A 20,888-nucleotide genomic window follows, 5' to 3' on the forward strand; every position below is an offset into this window, starting at 1 on the left:
CCCCGGGCTTTCCGGGGCGCGCGCATCGGGCCTGACGGGGACACATGGCCAACACCACGCGCATCTTCACGCCAGGCGCCTCGCGCAGGCCATGGCCCTTGGGCCGGGCTGCGGGGGACCGCGATGTTTGAGTTCTGCACCGACCCTTCGATCCTGGGCGATGTTCAGTGGCTGGCCTGCTACCTGACGACCGCCAAACACGCCAATCTCTATTTCGCCGTCGGCCTGGTGCTGGTCCTCTTGGCCATCACCGCACCGACCGCGCTGGCCTTCGGCTTCGGGGCCGCCACCGCCGCACGCTCGAAATTCCCGCCGCTGGCCTGGCTGGCGCACGGTTACATCAACCTGGTACGCGGCGTGCCCGATACGGCGTTTTTCCTCTTTTTCATCATCGCGCTCGACCAGGGCGTGGAATGGGTCCGGCACAAGGTCAAATGCCCGGACTGGAGCGAACCCATCCGCCAAGGCAACGACTTCATCGTCTGCCAGTCGGCCAAGATGCCCCTGGGCGAAGCCGATCAGTGGGTGCACGAGATCTATGGCTTCTCCCTTGCAGTGCTGACCTTTGCGCTGGTCTTTGGCGCCTTTGCGGGCAACGTGCTTTACGGCGCCATGCGCAACGTACCGCGCGCGCAGATGGAAACCGCCGAGGCCTATGGCATGACCCGCCGGCAGAGTTTCTGGCGCATCCTCGTGCCGCAGATGTGGGTCTATGCCCTGCCCGGGCTCAGCAATGTCTGGATGGTGCTGACCAAGGCAACTCCGCTTCTGTTCCTGCTGGGCGTCGAGGATATTGTGTACTGGGCGCGGGAACTGGCCGGAACCGCGCTGCCGAAGTTCACCGATTACCCGCATGGCGACTGGCGTATGTGGTATTTCCTGGCGCTGCTGGTCTTCTACCTTGGCCTGACGCGGGTGTCCGAGATCGTGCTGGACCGGCTGATGATAAAGCTGTCGCACGGGCAGGCCACGACAGGCGGCGAAGCCTTGCGAAAGGCGGCGGCGTGATGAGCTGCTGGCAGACCATCCAGGATTACGCGCTGCGGTCCATCGGGCTGGGAGAACGTCTGCTGCCACGTGAGGACTTCACGCTGTGCCAGCAGGTCACGCTGATCGGTTCGGGCATGATCTGGAATATCTATTTCGGCGTGCTGGCGATCATCTTCGGCTTCGGCCTCGCCACGGTGGTGGCCGTTGGCAAGGCCTCGCCCAATCGCCTGCTGCAAAAGCCCTCGGCCTGGTTCATCTACATCTTCCGTGGCTCACCGCTCTTCATCCAGTTCTTCTTCGCCTACGCGGTCTTTCTGAACCTCAAGTCGCTCTATCCGGTCTTTGACGCATTCACCGCGGCCTGGCTGGGTGCGCTGATCGTGCTTTTCCTCAATACGGCCGCCTACTCGGGCGAGATTTTCTACGGTGCCCTGCGCTCGATCCCCAAAGGCGAGGTCGAGGCGGCCGATGCCTACGGGTTTTCCGGCTTTACCCGGTTCCGGCGGATTATCTGGCCCACCATGCTGCGGCTGGCCTGGCCCGCCTATACCAACGAGGCGATCTTTCTCTTCCATGCCACCACGCTGGTCTTTTTCTCGGCCTTCCCGGCGTGGCAGCAACGCGGCGACGCGCTTTACTATGCAAACTACTTTGCCGACAAGACCTTCAACCCGTTCGTACCCTACCCGATCCTTGCGGGGTATTTCATCCTGCTGACACTGGTGGTGATCTCGATCTTCGGGCTGGTGAACCGGCGGCTGAACCGTCACCTGCCCCAGGAACGCCGCGCCCGGATGCGCTTTCGTCCGAACCTGATCCGCTAGGCGTTCCGACGCGCCCGCTGGCGTCAGGCCTGGTCGTTGTCGCTTTCTCGAGCCTTCATGTCCCGCATTGCGCGATCCCACTGGCGCGGCGCCAGAGATTTGCGAAAGGCCCGCTCCAGTTCCGCCGTGCCGTCGCGGTCATACCAGCGCCCGTGCGCGATGATCACGCGCCATGCGCCCCAGCCGACGATGGTTTCGATATCCTCGGCAAAGGCCTGTTTGTCGCGGAAGGTCCAGCGGATCAGGGGCGGCGTCTTGCCATCGCTGTCGTCGATCCCGTTCAACCACACGAAAGGCCGGCACCGGGCGGGCAGCTTGGCGGTCTCGAAGGCTTCGATCAGGTCGGTCAGGATCGTTGTGGTGGACGCCTTGTGAAAGAACGCGACTTCCTTGTGCGTGCGACTGCCGCGCACCAGAAGCTGGGCGATCTGCCCGTCCCACGGCAGCTCTGCCTCTCGGGGCTGCAATTCCTGCCCCTCCGGCAAGCCGATCCCGTGCTTTGCCGCACGCTCCGGCGTACCGGGCGCCATCCAGAATTGCGCCTCCGGAAAGGCCTCGGCCCATTCGGGAATATGCAGAAAGTGAAACTGGTTCGGCGCAACGAGGTGGCGCACCGGGCCCAGCTCCGCCAGGGCATCCTTGAGACCGTTGGTGAGCAGGGTCGGAGAATGCACCCAGAGGTTGCCGTTCTCCAGCCGGATCACGGTGGCGCGGGTGGGAAATGGAAACCCCATCACCGTCACCGGCGCACCGTCGATGATCCAGATGCGGTCGGCCACGGGTTTGAGCACATTCAGCGGCTCGTACCCCGTGGCCGTCACGCGTCTTACTCCGTGACCGTGACCGAGACCATGCGGTCCGGCTCGCCGATGACGGCGCCATTGGGGCCCTCGCCCCGCTTGATGTCATCGAGCACGTCCAGACCTTCCGTCACGCGGCCCACGACGGTGTATTCCCCGTCCAGGAACGGGCCCGGCGCGAACATGATGAAGAACTGGCTGTTGGCGCTGTCGGGGTTCTGGCTGCGGGCCATGCCGACGACACCCCGGTCAAAGGTGATGTCCGAGAACTCGGCGGCCAGATCGGGGCGGTCGCTGCCGCCACGCCCGGCCATCGACATGTCGCCGCCCATCTTGCCGAACTCGACGTCGCCGGTCTGGGCCATGAAGCCATCAATCACGCGGTGAAAGACCACGTTGTCATAGGCGCCTTCCCGGGCAAGTTCCGTGATCTGTTCGACATGGCCCGGGGCCACGTCCTCCAGCAGGTCGACCTTGATCGTGCCATTGGCTTCGCCGGCGACCTCGATTTCAAGGCCGGTGGCCAGGGCCGGTGCGGCCAAAAGGGTGAAGAAAGCAGAGAGTTTAAGCATCGGCGGCCACCTTTACACTGATCATCCGGTCGGGGCTTGCGGGCGGCTCGCCACGGGTGATGGCGTCGACATGCTCCATGCCGTCGATGACGCGGCCATAGACCGTGTATTGCCGGTTGAGGAAATGATTGTCCGAGAAGTTGATGAAGAACTGGCTGTTGGCGCTGTCGGGGTTCTGGCTGCGCGCTGCACCCAGTGTTCCGCGGTCATGGGGCACCCCCGAGAACTCGGCCTTGAGGTTCGGCAACTCGCTGCCGCCGGTGCCGGCCATGCGCAGGTTGAAATCGTTCTCCATATTGCCGTTGGCCACGTCGCCGGTCTGCGCCATGAAGCCGTCGATCACACGGTGAAAGGCCACGTTGTCGTACTGACCCGAGCGCGCCAGCTCCTTCATGCGATCACAATGGCCCGGGGCAACGTCGGGCAGAAGCTCGATGGTCACGGTGCCATCCTTCAGCTCCATCAGGATCGTGTTTTCAGGGTCTTTGATCTCGGCCATCCCGGGCCTCCTTGTTGACTTGGGCTGGGCAATACCTAGGCGCTTGGAGCGGGATTGCCAAGCCAGAGGTTGACGCCCCTGCAAGGTCGCGCCAAAAGGCGCGCGACCGCCACCTTACGGAGAGCACGCGATGGCCTGGAAGACGCTCGATGACATGGACCTCGACGGCAAGACGGTGCTGACACGGGTGGACATCAACGTCCCCGTCGAAAACGGGCGCGTCACCGACGCCACGCGGCTGGAGCGGATCAAGCCCACCATCGATGCCATTCTCGAAGCCGGCGGGAAGCCCCTTTTGCTTGCGCATTTCGGGCGTCCCAAAGGCAAGGTCGTGGACGAGATGTCGCTGCGCCATGTGGTCCCTGCCCTGCAGCAGGCCACCGGCCACAGCGTGCAATTCATCGAGACCCTGGAGGGCGCCGAGGCCCCCACAGCAGAAGCCAAGGCGGCCGAGGTGCTGCTTCTGGAAAACATCCGGTTTCATCCCGGTGAAGAGGCCAACGATCCAGAGTTCGCGGCGCGCCTTGCCGGGCTTGGCGACGTCTACTGCAACGATGCCTTTTCCGCCGCGCACCGCGCCCATGCCTCGACCGAGGCGCTGGCCCGCCTTCTGCCTGCCTGTGCCGGACGCCTGATGCAGGCCGAGCTGTCGGCACTGGACGCGGCACTTGGACAGCCGGACCGCCCGGTCGTTGCCGTTGTGGGCGGCGCCAAGGTGTCGACCAAGCTGGACTTGCTGGGCAACCTCGTCGAGAAGGTGGACAAGCTGGTGATCGGCGGCGGCATGGCCAACACGTTTCTGGCCGCGCAGGGACTGAGCGTCGGCAATTCGCTGTGCGAACACGACATGGCCGAGACCGCGCGCCAGATCATGGTCAAGGCCGGTGGAGCGGGCTGTGAAATCCTGCTGCCCGCCGACGTCGTGGTGGCCGAGGAGTTCCGCGCAGGCGCCGCGCATCGGACCGTGCCCGCCCATGCCTGCCCCGACGATGCGATGATCCTGGATGCCGGACCGCAGGCCGTGACGCGGATCACCGCTGCATTCGACACCGCCAGGACGCTGATCTGGAACGGGCCGCTGGGCGCCTTCGAGATCGAGCCGTTCGACGCCGCCACCAACGCCGCTGCGGCTCATGCCGCCGCGCGCAGCCGCGCCGGACACTTGGTGTCCGTCGCGGGAGGCGGCGATACGGTTGCGGCCCTGAACCAGGCCGGCGCGGCAGGGGATTTCACCTATATCTCGACAGCGGGAGGCGCGTTCCTGGAGTGGATGGAAGGCAAGACCCTGCCCGGTGTCGCCGCCCTTGGCGGCTGAGAGCGGGTCGTTCCATAGGCCGCGAGCCGCGATTTTCACAGGTATGGAAAACCGGACTGTGGTACGGATCGTCGCAGCCGTAGCTTTTCGGCGACGCCAATGTTCCCGGGGGGAGTTCTCATCATGAATCCGTTCAAGTCCGCAATCGCCGTTGCGCTTTGTCTCGGCCTTGCCGCGCCCGCGCAGGCCGAAGGCGACCCCAAGCCGGGTCTGCTTGATCTCTTCTCCGTCGACAGGGTCGCGGATTCCCTGGCCAGCATCGCCATTTCGGCCCTGCGCACCCAGATGGAGGTCGAGTACGAACACCTTCAAACGGACATCCTGCGCGGCACCGTCGCGCTGACCGGCGTCACCCTGCGTCCGCAGCTGGCGCATGATCGCGCGCGTCAGTGCGAGATCACCGTTCAGCGCGTCAGCGTCGACATCGGACAACCCTCCGCGGCATTCGGCGTGGCGACCATCTCGACCACCATGGTCGGCGCCGAAGCCGCCATCGCCTGCGTGCCGCGTGAAGCGGGGCTGGCCCTGCGGTCCGCCGGTTATAGCGAGATCGAGGTCGACCGGCTGACCTACCAGACCGAATACGTGCACAGCACCGGCGAGATCCGGGTTACGGGCTCGGCCGCGGTGAACGACCTGGCGATCCTCGACCTCGAGGCCGCGGGGGCGGTCCTTCCGCGTCTGGACCAGTTCGGCCTGCCTGGCGATCCGGCCATCCGCGTGCGCCGCGCTGTCCTGGGCCTTCAGGATCAGGGCGGATGGGAGCGTCTGTCGTCGCTCATCCCCGAGAACCTGCGCCAGCCCGAGGTGATCCAGAGCCTTGGCACGGAAGAGTTGACCAACATGCTGAGCAACAACGGCACGCGAGCCCTGACCGCGACGGAGCGGCGGTTCATAGACGACCTGATGGCGCATGTCGCGGGCTTCGTGCGCGCGCCGGGCGAGATCACCGTCGAGGCGCAGTTGCCCGCCAGCGGCATCGTGCTGGAGCCGGACGTCTATCAGGCCCCCGAAGAACTCTTGCAGGCGCTCGCGCCCGATGCGCGCACCGCACCGCTGGCCCAGTCCGACCTGCTGGGCGCCGATGTCCTGGGACGGCTCGACGGCGGTGACGTCAGCACGGCAGAGCGGCTCGATATCGCCAGGGCTCTGCTGCAAGGCAGTGGCGTGCCGCGCGCCGAGGCGCTGGTGCCAGACATCCTTGCCCCGCTGATGGACGAAGGTGGGGATGCGGCGTCCGAGGCGGCCCTGCTGATCGCCCAGGCACAGGCGCCCCGCGACCCGGCCGCGGCCTATCAGAACACGCTGACCGCCGCCGAAGGGCGTCAACCCGGAGCGATTGCGATGCTCGACCGGCTGGAAGAGCGCTTGACCACGATGCAGGTCCTGGCGGCCCAGGATGCCCACATCGAGGCTCGGCCCGCCGTTCCTGCGCTGCCGGCCGGCGAGGATATCCGCGCCGTGCGGACCCAGGCGCTGGCCTATTTCACCGGCCTTGGCGCGCCCCGCTCGTACCGCCAGGCGTATTATCTCGCGCTTATCGCCGAGGCGGCTGGCGATATCGGCGCTGGACCCTTGCGCGAAGACATCGAGAATCGCTTCGAGAATCGCGGGCCGGAGGTGCGGGAGACCTGGTCGGCCTTGCGAACCGAAATCCAGACGCGCGCCCTGACCGACTGGATCGAGGGCAACTTGGCCGGCCGCTACGCCAAGGAGGAGTGATCCTGCGCCGTGGGCTTCTTGCAGGCGGCGTCTTACTCATCCTCTCGGCGCTGGCGTGGCGTGTGGTCGACAGGTACGAGCGGGGGATTCTCTATCCTTGGGTCGAGGCGCTGATCTACCCGGCCAACCCGCATGACGGATTTTACGTGATCGACCGCAGCCGCACAGCGGAGGATCCGCTGGCGGACCGGATCGCGCAGACGATTGCGCGGGGGTCGGCAACGCCGACGCTGCAGATCCGGCAGCATCGGGCCTTTTTCAACGAGCGGCTGGCCTATAGCCCGGTCGCCATCGGACTGCTGTCGCTCGAGGTCTGCCTGCGGGACGATGGCGCAATCGAGCTGAATTCCACGAGTGGCTGGGCGGTCCGGTATTGCCACCACGAGAGTGCCGACCCGATCGTGCTGAGGCCCGGTGACGGTGGCCGCCTGACATGCCGGGGGTGCACCAGCTGGGGACTGCCGACGCACTACCTGCGCGCCGACCCGCCGCGTTAGCGTCACCGAGCATTGCGCGGCACGCGGCCCTCACGTATGAAACGGGAAAACCTGAATGACCGACAAGAGGGATGGCATGTCGAAGGCTGAACAAACACAACAGGTGCGCGCAGGGCAAGGCTTCATCGCGGCGCTGGACCAGTCGGGCGGATCGACCCCCAAGGCGCTGCGGCTCTACGGGATCGAGGAAGACGCCTATGCCTCGGACGAAGAGATGTTCGACCTTGTCCACGACATGCGGACCCGTATCGCGCAGGCGCCTGCCTTTACCGGCGACAAGGTGCTTGGCGCGATCCTTTTCGAGATGACCATGGACCGCGAGATGGGCGGCAAGCCGTCGGCGCAGTATCTGTGGGAAGAGCGTGGCGTGGTGCCTTTTCTGAAGGTGGACAAGGGGTTGGCGGACGAAGCTGATGGCGTTCAGCTGATGAAACCGATCCCCGACCTGGAAAAGCTGCTGGGCCGGGCCAACGATGCGGGCATCTTCGGCACCAAAATGCGGTCGGTGATCAACGCGGCTTCGCCTGCGGGGATTGCCGCCGTGGTGGACCAGCAGTTCGAGATCGGCAACATCATCCTCGATCACGGGCTGGTGCCGATCATCGAGCCGGAGGTGACCATCTCGATCAGTGACAAGGCCGAGGCCGAGACGATCCTGCGCGACGAGATCGCCAAGCATCTCGACACCCTGCCCGAGGGGCGCGAGGTTATGCTGAAGCTGACGCTGCCCGAGACCGCCAACCATTACAAGCCGCTGGTCGATCATCCGCGCGTGCTGCGGGTGGTGGCGCTGTCGGGCGGATATTCGCGGGAGGAAGCCAATGACCGGCTGTCCAACAACACCGGCATGATCGCCAGTTTCTCGCGCGCGCTGACCGAGGGGCTGTCGGCCCAGCAGTCGGACGCGGCGTTCAACGACACGATCGCGGCGTCGATCGACAGTATTCACCGGGCGTCTGTTTCTGGCTAACCTAATGAAATAGAAGACCTTTACCCGGAAAATACGGTGCCGACGAATCTATCTGGTCCCCGGCAACCTTTCTGGGTAAAGACATCCATCATGGACCTTTCGACATTCCAGACCTTTCGCGTGGCGGCGTGCGACCTCAATGGTCGTATGCGCGGCAAGCGCGTGCCGGGTGATTATGCCGGCAAGCTGGACAAGGGCGCGATCAGGATGCCCATCTCGGCGCTCAACCTCGATATCTTCGGGGCCGACATCGAAGACAGCCCGCTGGTGTTCGAAACGGGCGATGCCGATGGCATCCTGTTGCCCACCGGGCGCGGCGCCCTGCCTCTGCCTTGGCTGGAGACGGAACAGCCGCTGGTGCCGATGGCCATGTATCACGAGGATGGCCGCCCGTTCGAGGGCGACCCGCGCCATGCCCTGGACGCCGTACTGGCGCGCTATGCCAAGCGGGGATGGCGCGTGGTGGCCGCGACCGAGCTGGAATTCACCCTGGTCGATGACAGCGACGATACACTCAGTCCGGTTAAGAACCCCCTAACGGGGCGTGAAATCGGGTCGGAAGAGATCCTTTCGATGGCGCAGCTGGACCTGTTCGACCCTTTCCTGTCAGAGCTTTACGAGGCCTGCGCCGCCATGGACATCCCGGCGCAAACCATGACCAGCGAAAGCGGTGTTGGGCAGTTCGAGATCACGCTGAACCACCAGGACGCGATGCGGGCCGCCGACGACACGTGGCTGTTCAAGCGGCTTATTCGCAACCTTGCGCGCACGCACGGATTCGCCGCGACCTTCATGGCAAAGCCCTTTGCCGACGACGCGGGCAACGGGATGCACCTGCATTTCTCGGTCTGGGGCGAGGACGGAAAGAACGTTTTCGACAATGGCGGGGACGAGGGAACATCCCTTTTGAAACAGGCGGTTGCGGGGTGCATCGCGGCGATGCGGGAAAGCACGTTGCTCTTCGCACCTCATGCAAACAGCTATGACAGGCTGGTGCCCGGCGCCCATGCGCCGACGGGGGTGGCCTGGGCCTATGAGAACCGGACGGCGGCCATTCGGGTGCCGGGCGGCAGCCCCAAGGCGCGGCGGATCGAACACCGGGTCGCGGGGGGCGATACCAACCCGTATCTGACCTTTGCGGGCGTGATGGGCGCCGCGCTGACGGGCATCGAGGACGCGCTGGAGCCGCCGGAGCCGATCACGGGAAATGCCTATGATCTCAACCTCTTGCAGCTTTGCGAGGACTGGGAGAGCGCCATCGACATGTTCGAGACCGCGCCCATCCTGGCCCGCGTGTTCGAGCCGATGCTGATCCAGAACCTGGTGATGACCAAGCGGCAGGAACTGGCGCTTTTCGCCGAGATGGACCCGGCGGAGCACTGGAAAGTGTACCTGGAAACGGTCTGAGCGACTCGCAGGTTAACGCCGCAACCCCACGTCGGTATCGCGTCGGTCTCCGGGTGGTATCGCGGCGGTATTCTTTCAAAATCCGAAGTCGTTACCATACCGGACGCGCGGACCCCGTGGCGCGGGCGCCGGAAATGGCCTAGAACGGCCTTGAACGGGCCGATTGGCTCGGCTAGCGTAAATTTGATCAAATTTCTGGTGTGACATGAAGATCGGCATCCTGATGACCGGACACGCCCTGCCCGACCTGGTCGAGAGCACGGGCGATTACGACGCGATGTTCGCGGACCTGCTGGGGCGGCACGGCTTTACCTTCGAGCGGTACGACGTGGTGGACGAGGTCTACCCCGAGAGCCCCGATGACGCGGATGGCTGGCTGATAACCGGCTCGAAGCACGGGGCCTATGAGGACCATCCGTGGATCCCCCCGCTGGAGGCGTTCATCCGCGACATCCGCGACGCGGGCAAGCCGCTGATCGGGGTGTGCTTCGGCCACCAGATCATCGCGCAGGCCCTGGGCGGCAAGGTGGTGAAATTTCCCGGCGGATGGTCGGTGGGGCGCACCGAGTACCAGATCGACGGCAAGCCCATGACCATGCACGCCTGGCACCAGGACCAGGTGGTCGAGTTGCCCGAGGGGGCCGAGGTGATCGGGCATTCGGAGTTCTGCGAGAACGCGGCGCTGATGATCGGGGACACGATCCTGACGATCCAGCCGCACCCGGAATTCACCGCGCATGTGTTGCAGACCATCATCGATCAGCGCGGCGCGGGCGTGGTGCCGGACGATCAATTGGCCGAGGCGCAGGCCAGCGCCCAGACGCCCACGGACGCCGGCGCCTTTGCCGAACGTATGGCGGCGCATTTCAGGAAAGGGGCCTGACATGGCCGAAGACTGGACGAGCGGACTGCCCGAGGCGGCGCAGGCCTATCTGGAGAACCGGCGGCTGGACGAGGTGGAATGCATCGTCGCCGACCTGCCCGGCATCGCGCGGGGCAAGGCGGTGCCGGCCACCAAGTTTGCACGGCAGGAGTATTTCCACCTGCCCGACTCGATCTTCTACCAGACGATCACCGGCGACTGGGGCGAGGCCGCGGGGGCCGAAGGCTTCATCGAGCGCGACATGATCCTGACCCCGGACATGAGCACGGCGACGGCGGCGCCCTGGACCGGGGACTGGACGTTGCAGGTGATCCACGACGCCTATGACCGCGACCGCAAGCCCATCCATTTCGCGCCGCGCAACGTTCTGAAACGCGTGGTGCAGCAATACGAGAAGCTGGGGCTAAAGCCCGTGGTGGCACCGGAGATGGAGTTCTTCCTGATCGCGCGCAATCTCGACCCGCGGCAGGAGATCGAGCCGATGGTGGGCCGGTCGGGCCGGCCGGCCGCCGCGCGTCAGGCCTATAGCATGACGGCGGTGGACGAGTTCGGGCCCGTCATCGACGACATCTACGATTTCGCCGAGGCCCAAGGGTTCGAGATCGACGGGATCACGCAGGAAGGCGGCGCGGGCCAGCTGGAGATCAACCTGCGGCACGGCAACCCGGTAAAGCTGGCCGACGAGGTGTTCTATTTCAAGCGGCTGATCCGCGAGGCGGCGCTGCGGCACGATTGTTTCGCGACCTTCATGGCCAAGCCCATCGCCGCCGAGCCGGGCAGTGCGATGCATATCCACCACTCGATCATCGACATGGAGACCGGCAAGAACGCGTTTTCCGGGCCGCAGGGTGGTGAGACGGACATGTTCTATCACTTCATCGGCGGCTTGCAGGAATACATGCCGGCGGCGATCGGGGTGATGGCGCCCTACGTCAATTCCTATCGCCGTTACGTCAAGGACAACGCCGCCCCCATCAACCTGGAATGGGGGCGCGACAACCGGACCACGGGCATTCGCGTGCCGCTGTCCAAGCCGGAGGCGCGGCGCGTGGAAAACCGGATCGCGGGGATGGACTGCAACCCCTATCTGGGCATCGCAGTCAGCTTGGCCTGCGGTCTGTTGGGGATCAAGAACGAGCTGCGGGCCAAGCCGCAGTTTCGGGGTGACGCCTATGAGGGCGAGCCGGATTTCCCCGACGGGCTGGGCGCGGCGCTGGACCTGTTTGACGAGGCGACCGAGTTGCAGGAGGTCCTGCACCCCGAGTTCGCGCGGGTCTATTCCATCGTCAAGCGCACGGAATATGCCGAGTTCCTGCAGGTGATTTCCCCCTGGGAGCGCGAGCATCTCTTGATGAATGTCTAGGGCGGCGGGACTTGCCCTTGGCATGATGGTCCTTTTGGTGGCCGGGCTGTGGCTGTTGCGCGAGGGCCCTGCCCCGGCCCCAACCGACGCCGACACATCGGGTGTCGAGCGGCATGACTTTCTGCAGGGGCTGCCGCTGGACGAGGTCGCCTATGCGCTTTTGCTGCACGATCAGGTGACGGGAGACGGGCTGCGCGTGGTGCGGGATGCCGCCGCGCTGAAGGCGGCGCAGGGACGGGCCTATTACACCGACAATCCCGGTGCGCAATTGAAGCGGACGCTGTTGTCGATCCTGTTTCTCAGCCCGCCGGGGATGCCGCCGGACGGGGCTTTCGTGACCGTTCTGAAGGACAAGCAGAGGGTCGAGACGTACCGCTGTTACCGCGCCTTCTGCGCCGGGACCGAGGCCTTCGATCCGCCGCATGAACGCGACATGGCGGGGCTGGTCGAGGCGTCGGAGCCGGTCGAGTTGGTGACCGAGCGCTTTGACCACCACGACGCCGCGCGGGCGCGGATGTTCAAGCTGATGCAGGACCCGGAGGTGGCGCTGATCGAACCTGCGGACCTGCCCGCGCCGGGCACCATCGTGTTTCCCCAGCGGGTGCGGCTGAGCCTGCCCGCGATCCTGCTGGAGACGGACGAGACCGGTCACGCGGCTCGCGTTCCGTTCGATCAGACCGCGCTGGAGGCGCAGTTTGCCGCCGCGTTCGCCCATGTCTTTCCAGAAACGGACGCCTATCGGCTGAACCCGATGCAGGTGAGCGAGATCTACCCGCCGCAGCCGGGCTGGCCCGTGGTGGGTGAGGAGATCGACGGGTACTTGCGCGACCCGGATGGGAACCTGCGCGGGCTGGACGGGATCTTGGTGATCGAGCCATCGCTGACGGTCGATCTGACCGAGCGGATGGTCGAAGCGCTGCAAGCCGAGGACGCGTTTGCCGCTATCCCTGAGTTTGCGCCGCCCGAGCCGCCCTTTGTGGCGGACCGACTGGCGGAGATGGCCGAGGCGCATCTGGGCCGCCCCTGCCCCGTCTGTTTCAAGATCGAACTGCCCGTGGCGACGGTGGAGGGCATCCGGGTGGATCGTCTCGACCCGCCGTCCTTTACCCTGGCCCATTACAGGATCGCCCCGCAATGAACCTGCTTTATTCCAACGACACACCCGGAACATACCCCGACAGCTGGTACGCGGCGACGACCGAACCGCTTGCGCCTTTCGCGCCGTTGCGCGGCGAGACCCGCGCGGATGTCTGCGTGGTGGGGGCTGGGTTCACCGGGCTGTCGGCGGCGCTGCATCTGGCCGAGGCGGGGCTGGACGTGGTGCTGCTGGAGGCGCATCGCGTGGGGTTCGGCGCGTCGGGGCGCAATGGCGGGCAGCTGGGCAGCGGGCAGCGGCAGGATCAGCGGACGCTGGAAAAGATGGTGGGGCGCGACGATGCGGCCAAGCTGTGGGAGCTGGCGGAGGGCGCAAAGGATCTGGTGAAGGGACTGGTGGTCAAGCACGGGATCGACTGTCACCTGAAGCCGGGCGTGGCGCATATGTGCTTTTCCAAGGCGGAGGTGCGCGAAGAGCATGACTATGCCGATTTCCTGTTTCGCCGCTATGGCTATGACCAGATCGAGACGCTGGACCGGGACGCCGCGCAGGCGCTGTGCCCGTCACCGAAATACGTGGGCGGCTCGTTGGACATGTCAGCGGCGCATTTGCATCCGTTGGCCTTTGCCCTTGGCCTGGCGCGGGCGGCGCGGGATGCGGGCGTGCGGATATACGAGCGAGCCGAGGTGCACCGCATCGACGAGGGCGCGCCGGCGGTGGTGGCCACCGATGCGGGCCGGGTGACGGCGGATCACGTGATCCTGGGATGCAACGGGTATCTGGGCGGGCTCAATCGCGAGGTCGCGGCGAAGGTGATGCCGATCAACAATTTCGTGGTGGCGACAGAGCCGCTGGGGGACGATGCGGAAAAGGTGCTGACGCGGGACGTGGCGGTGGCGGATTCGAAGTTCGTGGTGAATTATTTCCGCCTGAGCCATGACAGGCGGTTGCTGTTCGGCGGGGGCGAAAGCTATGGCTATCGCTTCCCGGACGATATCGCGGCGCTGGTGCGCAAGCCGATGACGCAGATCTTTCCGCATCTGCGGGACGTGAAGATAGACCATGCCTGGGGCGGGACGCTGGCGATCACGATGAAGCGGATGCCCTACCTGACGCGGGTGGCGCCGAATGTCCTGTCGGCCTCGGGCTATTCCGGGCACGGGGTGGGCATGGCCACCTTCTCGGGCAAGCTGATGGCCGATGCGGTGCGCGGAGACACGCAAGGCTTTGACACGCTGGCGCGGGTGCCGGCGCAGACCTTCCCCGGCGGGGCGGCGTTCCGCTCGCCGCTCTTGGTGCTGGCGATGACATGGTACGCGACGCGCGACCGGCTGGGGATCTGAGGCGGGTCAGCCGCGAGGCACGCGAAAGGCATGATGGCGGGCGTCCGGGCCGGTGTGGCGGACGACCCTCAGGGAGCCGCGCCGCCAGGACGTGATCCCGGACGGATCGGTGCGGATGGCCTCGAAGCCGAGGTCCGCCAGAAGGTGCGGCGAGATATCGGCGAGGCGTTCGAGATCGGCCAGCATTACCGGGTCGGCCGGATCAGGATTTCTCACGGGCCGCATCCAATGGCGCAGACGCTGCGCGAGCGATGGGCGTGACTGTTTTGACAGAGTAATGTCGAACATGGAACGACCTCACGGGATCGGGGTGCCTGGTGAGAATAAAGCGCGACGCGGCTTGCGCTCAAACCATTCTTTCTGGCACCATGGGTGAGAAAACCTGATCCATGGAGCGGCGATGAGACTGCCCCCGCTAAATGCCCTTCGCGCCTTCGAGGCCGCTGCCCGCCACGGTGGCTTTGTCGGGGCGGCGGAGGAATTGCACGTGACACGCGGGGCGATCAGCCGGCAGATCAAGCTGTTGGAAGAGCATATCGGAACGCTGCTGTTTCGCCGCCACGGCAAGGGGGTCGCACTGACCGAGGCCGGGCGGCGGTTGCAGCCGGTGCTGACACGGGCCTTCGGCGAGATCCTGGCCGAAACCTCGCGGATCGGGACGGAGGCGTCGGACTTGCGGATCATCTGCCCGCCCGCCACCTCGATCCGCTGGCTGCTGCCGCGGCTTGAGAGGTTCCGCGCCCTGCACCCCGGGATCGGCGTGCGGCTGACCACGGATTTCGTGGGGCCCTATGGGTTTGACGCGCACCAGTATGACGTGGGGTTTTCGGTCACGCACTGGCCGGACCGGCCCGGCGAGTTGAAGGTGGAAACGCTGTTTCCGGTGGAAGTCACCCCCGCCTGCGCGCCATCCCTGCTGGCCGCACAGGGACGTCCCGAGCGGCCCGAGGACCTGGCCCGGTTCCTGCTGCTGCACGAAACGCCGCGCCACGCCGATTGGCGCGCGTGGCTGGAGGCCTTCGACGTGCGCGGCGTGGACGCCGGCAGCGGCAGCGATTTTCCCAATCTCGACATGGCGGCCAAGGCGGCAACACTGGGGGCGGGCGTGGTGATGGCGGACCTTGCGCTGAACCGGGACGAACTGGAATCGGGCCTGCTGGTGAAGCTGTTCCCGGAGATGGTCTGCACCTCGCCCACGGGGGGCATCTGCCTGATCGCATCGCGCGACAGGTGGGACGACCCTAAGGTGGCGGCGTTTCGCGAGTGGGCGGTGGCCGAGACGCGGTGAGGTGTCAGCGACGTCGGAGGGGGACCAGTCCCGCACGTCGAAACGGAGTTTCGACGCCCCCCTGGGATATTTACCGCCAGAGGAAGAGACGGCGAAGCGGCGCCGTTGCCAAAACTTCGCTTTGGGGTTGGACGGTTTTGGTGTAGAGGTTTCGGAAAATCGAAAAACGAGCTTCAGGAAATCCGAACATGACCCAGGCTAGCACGTCCCCCGCCCCCAATGTCTATGACGCCGAACCCATCCCCGGGGCGGCCCGGGCCGAGATCGACCGGATGCTGCAATCGGGCGACCTGTTCCGCTATACCGCGCCCGAGGATGCGCCGGTCAGCCTGCTGGAGCGCGAATTCGCGGCGCTGATGGGCACGCGCTATGCGCTGGCGGTGTCGTCCTGTTCGGCGGCCCTGTTCCTATCGCTGAAGGCGCTGGGGCTGCCGCGGGATGCGCGGGTGCTGATCCCGGGGTTCACCTTTGCGGCGGTGCCGTCGTCGGTCATCCATGCCGATTGCGTGCCGGTGCTGTGCGAGGTGGGCGAGAATTACCGGATCGACATGGCCGATTTCGAGGCCAAGTTGGACGAGCGGATCGACGCGGTGATCGTCAGCCACATGCGCGGGCATACATCCGACATGGACGCGATCATGGGGCTGTGCGACGTGCGCGGCATCCCGGTGATCGAGGACGCGGCGCACAGCCTGGGCACGGTCTGGGGCGGGCGCAAGATCGGCACGATCGGGCGCGTGGGCTGTTTCAGTTTCCAGTCCTACAAGCTGGTCAATGCGGGCGAAGGCGGAATCCTGGTCACCGACGACGCCGACCTGGTGGCGCGGGCCGTGATCATGTCGGGCGCGTATGAGCATAACTGGGCCAAGCATATGGCGGGGGACGACCCGATGCTGGCGGCTGCCTTTGCCGACTGGCAGAACCGGCTGCCGCTTTACAACCTGCGCATGGGCAACCTGAGCGCCGCGATCATTCGACCGCAGCTGCCAGAGGTGGCGCGGCGGGTGCGCGACGGGCGTGCCAACCACGATCATGTCGCCGGGCGGCTGAACATCTCGCCCTGGCTGCGTGTGCCGGACAAGCTGGACCGCGAAGAGCGGGCGCCGGATTCGATCCAGTTCAACCTTGTCGGCATGAGCGATGCCGAGGTGCGGGCCTTTGCCAGCGCCGCTGCCGGGCGCGGCGTGAAGGTGCAGGTGTTCGGGATGTCGCAGGACAACGCCCGGGCCTTCTGGAACTGGCAGTTCCTGCCGGGGCCGACGCCGGACCTGCCGCAGACGCGGGCGATGCTGATGCGGGCCTGTGACGTGCGGCTGCCCGCGCGTCTGAGCCGGGACGACCTCGACTTCGTGGCCGACGCGCTGATCGCGGCGGCGGAGACGGCGGCGGGGCCGATGGAGCCGGAACGGGCCTACGGCACCTGAGGAAGGCGCGCGCCCGACCTGAAGCGTTTCGCACATTAGCCAATCCTTGCACGCATTTCGCCTTTCTCTGATGGCCCCGGTAACAGGCGAAACGCTTCAGAGCAGTTCGAGCTGATCGGCGAGGAACGGGTACGCCTCCTGCGCCGGGGCGAGGATCGTGTCGCGCAGGATCGGGCGCAGGGTTGCGGCCAGTTGCGCCGGCAGGTCCTGAAGGATGTCCTTGCGCGCGGTCAGGCTGATGGTGCGGGTCAGCGGCTCGAACGGGAGCGGCATGACGTCGATCTGAGCGGCAAAGCGGCGGGCGCGCATCAGCGCCAAGGGGGGCAGGATCGTCCAGCCGGTCCCCTGCCCCACCAGCGCCAGGATGGCGTGGTAGCTGTCGAGCTCGAAGCGGTGCGGCAGGCTGAGTTTCTGCCGCGCGAGATGGGCCGAGAGCAGACGGCCCATGTAGTGGCGCTGGGTATACTGGATGAGCGGCAGGCGTTTTAGCTGGCGCAGCACGTCGCCGTCCGGTTTGATCCGAGCCTTGGGGGCCGCGACGACGAACCCTTCCCGCAAGAGTGGATGAACCTCGGCCCAGTCGTCGCCGGCGTTGAGTTCGGCAGCGACGATCATGTCGAGCGTGCGGCTTTCCAGGAGATCGTAGAGGTAGTGGCTGGCGCCGGTTTCCAGCAGGAACTGGCTGGTCTTGAGCTCGGCCGCCACATGGGTCAGCAGCTGCGGCGTGACGTCGGCCTCGAAATCCTCGATCATGCCGAGGCGAAAGCGGGTCAGCATCGACATATCTGACATGGCGAGTTCGGCGCGGGCCTGGGCCGCCTCGTTGAGGATGGCCTGGGCGCGGCGTTTGAGGATCTCGCCCGCCGGGGTCAGGCGGATGGGGCGCGCGTTGCGTTGCAAAAGCGTGGCGCCGACCGCGCCCTCGAGGTTGGTCAGTTGCTGGCTGACCGCCGAGGGGCTGGCGCCGAGGCGCTTGGCAGCCGCGGAGATCGAGCGCTCGTCGGCCGCGGCCATGAACACCTCGATCCCCCACAGGGTGATACGGCCGGGGCTGTCGACCATGGCCGGGCCTTACTTGCTGAGCTTGGACAGCTTGTCCTGCAGATCGGCCAGTTGCTTCTTGATGTCGTCGAGGCCCTCGTCGCCGGCCGCCCCCGTGGCAGGCTCGCCCTCCTCGGGCGTCTTGCCGGTCATGCCGGGGACGCCGCCGCCGGTCATGGCCTTGAGGAACGCCTCCTGCTGGGCGCGCATGGCGTCCAGGCCGGGCATCTGGTTGAAGGACTTGGCCAGCGGGTTCGCCTTGGCCATGTTCTCCATCATCTGGGACTGGCCCTGTTGCAGCATCTCGAAGCTGGCCGCGAGGAAGTCGGGCACCATGGAGGTGGCCTGGGTGGTGTAGCTGCGCACGAGATCGGTCAGAACGTTGATCGGCAGCACGTTCTCGCCCCGGCTTTCGTGTTCGGCGATGATCTGGAGCAGGTATTGCCGGGTGAGGTCGTCGCCCGACTTCAGGTCGATGATCTGCACCTCGCGGCCGTCGCGGATGAACTCGGAGATGTCTTCGAGGGTCACGTAGTCGGACGTCTCGGTGTTGTAGAGACGACGGCTGGCGTACCGTTTGATCAGAAGCGGTTTTTCGTCTTCGGCCACGTGTGTCCTCCCCGGAATGCGTGCACTGCAGCAAAGCCTATGCCAGTGCAGAACAAAAAGAAAGGGCGTGTGAGGGGGCCGCCCTCGCGCGGCGGATCATTCGCCTTGCGTCATGGCCTGCCAAAGCCGATTGATTGCGGGCAGTGTTTCGAGGGCATGCCGGCCTGCGTCATCAGGCGTCAGGCCATGCGACGGGACATGCGCCTCGATTCCCGGAGCAACGTCGATGGTGGCGCGGCAATAGCGCCCTTTCCAATGATCCCAACACGCAAGTGACTTGATTTGCTCGGGCGCTTCAAAGGGTTCGGCACCCTGGGCCTGTCCCCAGGGCGCGCGGGTCCGGCCTTGCAGTTGAAGCGTGAAATCGCGTGTCCGGTGCCGTTCGCACCAGGCTGTATCCGCAATATCGGATCGGCTGGCGCACCACGTGGTGAATTCCTCCGCGAAACTGGTGATGCTTGAAAATTGCATCGAAACCAGGACCAGATCATCGGCTGGCGCCTGGTTGATACCTTCCGCTAACCAGCTGGTCACACAGACCCGGCTTTGATCTTTGCAGAAATGCCTGATCGTCAATCCCGGGCTTACCGGGAAGGTCACGGAATGTGCGCCGAAATTCGCGCTGAGTGTCTGGCTTCGGAACGCCTTTCGGGCTGCTATCTTGGCGGCTTCTTCGGCTTCCCGGTGACGCTCAAGCTGATACGCCGCCAATCCGCAGAGCGCGGCGGGAACCGCCATCGTCGCACAGACCGCAAGGGTGCGTGTCGTGCTCTTTGTCCGGAGCCGCGCCACTTGAGCGCCAAGCAGGATACCCAGGCCCAGCAGGAAAACCAGCACCATGAACAAGATCGCGAACACCTGGGTTACGGCCGTCATGGCGGCGGTGGTGGATTGGCCGAATTCCCAAATCGCGAAGGCCACAACACCCGCCACGATCATGACCCTCGCACCACGCCGGGACGCACCGGGCTTGTGGGGGATCAATCCGTTCGCGACGCCCATGTAGAAAGCCGCGAGGAGGAGTCCGAATGCGAACAGAAGTGTCATGCGGCCCTTCTGGTCGGCAATCGCGTCAACACGAAGACTGGAATACGGTCAATCTCTTGCAATCCGCGGGAACGGGTCGGCCGAGCCATTTGCCCTGCCCCGGATGACCGGTTCATTCCGGACACCGGGCGCGCCGAAAGCGCGGCGCGTCGTCGGATGACAGCCGGCGTCGGGTTCACCTTAATGACACGCGGGCGGCCATGGCGAAGCCTGGAGAGCGGGTCAGGCCCGGTCTTTTGAAAGCGTCATGGCGCTTGTCATCGCACCACACGCCTGCCGTCGCCCGGATGCGTGGCGCCTCACTGGCTGGCTTCGTACTCGGCCTTGCGCCGCTGTTCTTCGGCGACATAGGCATAGACGCTTTCCGGATCGACAGGTTTCGGGACCATTTCGCCGCCCCGGTTCGCCGTCTCGACACCTTCCGCCGCCACGGACTCCTCGTAGCTGCGCACCACGACCGGAGCGCCTACATCCACGCGTGCGTGAAGGTCGATGATGTCCTGGTTGAAGAGCCGGATGCATCCGGCGCTGCCCTGGTTGCCGATGGTGGCCGGGTCGTTCGTGCCGTGGATGCGGTAATAGGTGTCGCGACCGCCGCGGTAGAGGTAGAGCGCGCGGGCGCCGAGCGGGCTGGCCTTGCCGCCGGGAATGCCCTTGGCGAAGGGCGCGTAGGCGTCGGGGTCGGATCGGATCATGTTGGCGGTGGGCGTCCAGCCCGGCCATTCCGCCTTGCGCCCGATGGTGGCCCGGCCGCTGAAACCGCGGCCTTCGCGACCGACGGCGACGGGGTAGCGAATGGCGCTTTCGGGGCCTTCGACGAAGTAGAGGAACTTGGCGTAGGGGTCGACGACAATGGTGCCCGGCGCCTCGTCGCCCTGGTATGTCACGGATTTACGCCGGTTCGGCTCGCGCAGGTATTGCGGGTCGATCGCGTCGATGGTGATGTGCCCTTCCTGCATTTCGCCGTATTCGGGGTAGGTTGCCCCGCCGGGTGTGTCCGAGGGCATCGTTCCCGCGCAGGCAGCGAGAAGAAGGCTGCACGCCAGGAGAACGAAATTTCTTGCTGCGGCAATGGGCATGGGTCAGTCCGATGAGTCGTTGCGATTTGGGGTCACCTTACGCCGCTGCGACCTGATGGCAATCACTTGGTCCCGGAGGTGTGGTCATGGGGTCACAAAGGAGTTCCCGCGACCGGCGA

At 65.5% G+C, this 20,888-nt stretch carries 21 protein-coding genes; 13 read left to right on the forward strand and 8 right to left on the reverse strand.

Translation table 11 applies throughout. From position 1 onward, the window contains the following. The first annotated feature begins 123 nt into the window (after positions 1-123). Together FIU89_RS12655 and FIU89_RS12660 are read left to right on the forward strand one after the other, a co-directional pair. Positions 124-1,008, forward strand: coding sequence for an ABC transporter permease (locus tag FIU89_RS12655; RefSeq protein WP_152492932.1), 885 nt, complete (start codon positions 124-126; stop codon positions 1,006-1,008). Further along, complete coding sequence (locus tag FIU89_RS12660) at positions 1,008-1,814, forward strand: ABC transporter permease (RefSeq protein ID WP_152492933.1); 807 nt, start codon at positions 1,008-1,010, stop codon at positions 1,812-1,814. Before FIU89_RS12655 ends, FIU89_RS12660 begins: the two co-directional genes overlap by 1 nt. A 23-nt stretch (positions 1,815-1,837) precedes the next feature. On the opposite strand, the gene FIU89_RS12665 is transcribed toward FIU89_RS12660, so the two are convergent. The 3 genes from FIU89_RS12665 to FIU89_RS12675 are packed head-to-tail and all read right to left on the reverse strand — an operon-like array spanning position 1,838 to position 3,685. Next, complete coding sequence (locus FIU89_RS12665; protein WP_152492934.1) at positions 1,838-2,635, reverse strand: DUF4336 domain-containing protein; 798 nt, start codon at positions 2,633-2,635, stop codon at positions 1,838-1,840. Between the two features lie 5 nt (positions 2,636-2,640). Further along, the gene (locus FIU89_RS12670) at positions 2,641-3,186 is read right to left on the reverse strand and encodes a peptidylprolyl isomerase (protein WP_152492935.1); all 546 of its coding nucleotides are present in this window, start codon (positions 3,184-3,186) and stop codon (positions 2,641-2,643) included. After that, a complete protein-coding gene (locus FIU89_RS12675) occupies positions 3,179-3,685 on the reverse strand; it encodes a peptidylprolyl isomerase (RefSeq protein ID WP_152492936.1) in 507 nt (168 codons plus the stop codon). The genes FIU89_RS12670 and FIU89_RS12675 overlap by 8 nt, the downstream gene beginning before the upstream one ends. A gap of 130 nt (positions 3,686-3,815) precedes the next feature. Here FIU89_RS12675 and pgk point away from each other — a divergent pair, with 130 nt between their 5' ends. The 9 genes from pgk to FIU89_RS12720 all read left to right on the forward strand — a co-directional run bounded on the left by pgk (position 3,816) and on the right by FIU89_RS12720 (position 14,281). Beyond that, the gene (gene pgk, locus FIU89_RS12680; RefSeq protein ID WP_152492937.1) at positions 3,816-5,000 is read left to right on the forward strand and encodes a phosphoglycerate kinase; all 1,185 of its coding nucleotides are present in this window, start codon (positions 3,816-3,818) and stop codon (positions 4,998-5,000) included. Positions 5,001-5,123: 123 nt separating this feature from the next. Beyond that, on the forward strand, positions 5,124-6,722 hold the full coding sequence (locus FIU89_RS12685; protein WP_152492938.1) for a hypothetical protein: 1,599 nt from the start codon (positions 5,124-5,126) through the stop codon (positions 6,720-6,722). Beyond that, positions 6,719-7,219 carry a hypothetical protein gene (locus FIU89_RS12690; RefSeq protein ID WP_152492939.1) on the forward strand — a complete coding sequence of 167 codons (501 nt, stop codon included), beginning with the start codon at positions 6,719-6,721 and terminating at the stop codon, positions 7,217-7,219. The genes FIU89_RS12685 and FIU89_RS12690 overlap by 4 nt, the downstream gene beginning before the upstream one ends. A 76-nt stretch (positions 7,220-7,295) precedes the next feature. Further along, complete coding sequence (locus FIU89_RS12695) at positions 7,296-8,189, forward strand: fructose bisphosphate aldolase (RefSeq protein WP_152494508.1); 894 nt, start codon at positions 7,296-7,298, stop codon at positions 8,187-8,189. 90 nt (positions 8,190-8,279) lie between these two features. Then, positions 8,280-9,596: a glutamine synthetase family protein gene (locus FIU89_RS12700; RefSeq protein ID WP_152492940.1), complete on the forward strand. Its 1,317-nt coding sequence runs from the start codon at positions 8,280-8,282 to the stop codon at positions 9,594-9,596. Between the two features lie 205 nt (positions 9,597-9,801). After that, positions 9,802-10,479, forward strand: coding sequence for a type 1 glutamine amidotransferase (locus tag FIU89_RS12705; protein ID WP_152492941.1), 678 nt, complete (start codon positions 9,802-9,804; stop codon positions 10,477-10,479). A 1-nt stretch (position 10,480) separates the two neighbouring features. Continuing rightward, complete coding sequence (locus FIU89_RS12710) at positions 10,481-11,842, forward strand: glutamine synthetase family protein (RefSeq protein WP_152492942.1); 1,362 nt, start codon at positions 10,481-10,483, stop codon at positions 11,840-11,842. 22 nt (positions 11,843-11,864) lie between these two features. Further along, entirely contained in the window at positions 11,865-12,980 is a 1,116-nt protein-coding gene (locus FIU89_RS12715; RefSeq protein WP_152492943.1) for a hypothetical protein, read from the forward strand. Beyond that, entirely contained in the window at positions 12,977-14,281 is a 1,305-nt protein-coding gene (locus FIU89_RS12720) for an FAD-binding oxidoreductase (protein ID WP_152492944.1), read from the forward strand. The genes FIU89_RS12715 and FIU89_RS12720 overlap by 4 nt, the downstream gene beginning before the upstream one ends. Positions 14,282-14,287: 6 nt before the next feature. Here the strand turns inward: FIU89_RS12720 and FIU89_RS12725 are convergent, their stop codons facing one another. Further along, positions 14,288-14,497: a hypothetical protein gene (locus tag FIU89_RS12725; RefSeq protein WP_152492945.1), complete on the reverse strand. Its 210-nt coding sequence runs from the start codon at positions 14,495-14,497 to the stop codon at positions 14,288-14,290. Positions 14,498-14,681: 184 nt separating this feature from the next. Here FIU89_RS12725 and FIU89_RS12730 point away from each other — a divergent pair, with 184 nt between their 5' ends. Together FIU89_RS12730 and FIU89_RS12735 are read left to right on the forward strand one after the other, a co-directional pair. Then, entirely contained in the window at positions 14,682-15,569 is an 888-nt protein-coding gene (locus tag FIU89_RS12730) for a LysR substrate-binding domain-containing protein (RefSeq protein WP_152492946.1), read from the forward strand. A gap of 188 nt (positions 15,570-15,757) precedes the next feature. Further along, positions 15,758-16,993 (forward strand): DegT/DnrJ/EryC1/StrS aminotransferase family protein, encoded by a 1,236-nt coding sequence (locus FIU89_RS12735; protein ID WP_152492947.1) that lies wholly within the window; start codon positions 15,758-15,760, stop codon positions 16,991-16,993. Positions 16,994-17,089: 96 nt separating this feature from the next. Here the strand turns inward: FIU89_RS12735 and FIU89_RS12740 are convergent, their stop codons facing one another. The 4 genes from FIU89_RS12740 to FIU89_RS12755 all read right to left on the reverse strand — a co-directional run bounded on the left by FIU89_RS12740 (position 17,090) and on the right by FIU89_RS12755 (position 20,697). After that, entirely contained in the window at positions 17,090-18,055 is a 966-nt protein-coding gene (locus FIU89_RS12740) for a LysR family transcriptional regulator (protein ID WP_152492948.1), read from the reverse strand. Positions 18,056-18,064: 9 nt separating this feature from the next. Beyond that, positions 18,065-18,643, reverse strand: a complete 579-nt coding sequence (gene phaR / locus FIU89_RS12745) for a polyhydroxyalkanoate synthesis repressor PhaR (protein ID WP_152492949.1) — start codon at positions 18,641-18,643, stop codon at positions 18,065-18,067. A 96-nt stretch (positions 18,644-18,739) separates the two neighbouring features. Further along, a complete protein-coding gene (locus tag FIU89_RS12750; protein WP_152492950.1) occupies positions 18,740-19,690 on the reverse strand; it encodes a hypothetical protein in 951 nt (316 codons plus the stop codon). 299 nt (positions 19,691-19,989) lie between these two features. Then, a complete protein-coding gene (locus tag FIU89_RS12755; protein ID WP_254701668.1) occupies positions 19,990-20,697 on the reverse strand; it encodes a L,D-transpeptidase in 708 nt (235 codons plus the stop codon). Between the last annotated feature and the right edge of the window lie 191 nt (positions 20,698-20,888).

The sequence above is a fragment of the Roseovarius sp. THAF27 genome, assembly GCF_009363655.1.
Taxonomy (GTDB): Bacteria; Pseudomonadota; Alphaproteobacteria; order Rhodobacterales; family Rhodobacteraceae; genus Roseovarius.